Source organism: Rhodoferax sp. RT5P35 (genome assembly GCF_056521385.1).
This window is the reverse complement of the sequence record NZ_JBWMAX010000267.1, coordinates 1-1,146: the sequence shown is the minus strand read 5'-3', so window position 1 is coordinate 1,146 and position 1,146 is coordinate 1. Positions and strand designations below refer to the sequence as shown.

General features: G+C 55.7%; 1 protein-coding gene. It reads left to right on the top strand.

Annotated features, from left to right (window positions below):
• The first annotated feature begins 111 nt into the window (after positions 1–111).
• Positions 112–1,026 (top strand): LysR family transcriptional regulator, encoded by a 915-nt coding sequence (locus tag AC097L_RS25540; RefSeq protein ID WP_479589501.1) that lies wholly within the window; start codon positions 112–114, stop codon positions 1,024–1,026.
• Positions 1,027–1,146 lie beyond the last annotated feature (120 nt).

Genomic DNA, 1,146 nt, shown 5'->3' with positions numbered 1-1,146 from the left:
TTTATGATCTGCACCGGCTTGAAAGCTTGGCAGATTTGATCTATGGAGCCGAGTTTAGAAGTGCGATGAAAATTCACCAAGATGATTTGATAGATAGATACAATCCACGAAATGGATAGAAAATCGGTCGATCTCAATCTGCTTTTGGTGTTTGATGCCATGTTTCGCCACCGGAACGTGACAAAGGCCGGCGAGTCTTTGGGACTGAGTCAGCCAGCCATGAGCGCGGCTGTCAATCGCCTCCGAACGCTATTCGATGACCCTCTGTTCGTGCGGGCGGGCTTCGGCATGGCGCCCACGCCACGCGCAGAGACGCTGAACCCGGACATCATGCAGGTCGTTCAGGCGATCGAGAGCACCATCCTCAAACCGCAGAAGTTTGAGCCCGCCCTGAGTGAGCGGTCTTTCGCTCTGCTAGCACCGGACATTGCAGAAGTCAATTTCCTGCCGCGCTTGCTGGCTGCGCTGGCCCGGTCTGCACCGTTGGTCAATGTGAAGACCTTTGGCATGCCCCGCGAGGCGGCGACACATGCGCTGGAATCGGGCGTGGCGGATCTGGCCATAGGCTACTTTCCGGATCTACACCGGGCCGGTTTTTTCCAGCAGCGTCTGTTCAAAAGCACCCACGTGTGCTTGTTCAGGCGAGACCACCCCCAACTGGGTGATAGCTTAACGATGTCACAGTTCTCCAGTCTGAAACATGCCGTCGTCAAGCCGGACGGCCGCGAACACGTCCTTGATCAGTTCCTGCAACCAAAAGGGCTACAGCGCCGCGTGGTGGTTCAGATTTCACACTTCATGAGCTTGCTGCCCATCATCGAGCGTTCCGACCTGATTGCCACCGTGCCGCGCGACCTGGCTGAACTGCTGGTGCGCTACGGCAACCTGCGCTTTGTCGAGACGCCTATGCTGTCACCGGTGATCGAGGTACAGCTGATTTGGCACCACCGTTTTCAGAAAGACCCCGCACACGTTTGGTTGCGTCAAGAGATGTTCAGGATATTGGGTCCAACTGCTGCCATGTGACTCTGCCAATAACAAGAAACGAATCACTGGCGGTGGTTTGTAGAACCAAGGATGGTCCGGCTTGTTTAAGGCGACGCTGAATAAGGCGAGTTAAAGCGCGACTTCGGTATTCGGGTGCCC

Bases quoted from the DNA above. Each gene is read 5' to 3' on its own strand.
- AC097L_RS25540 (WP_479589501.1), top strand. From the start codon at position 112: ATGGATAGAAAATCGGTCGATCTCAATCTGCTTTTGGTGTTTGATGCC.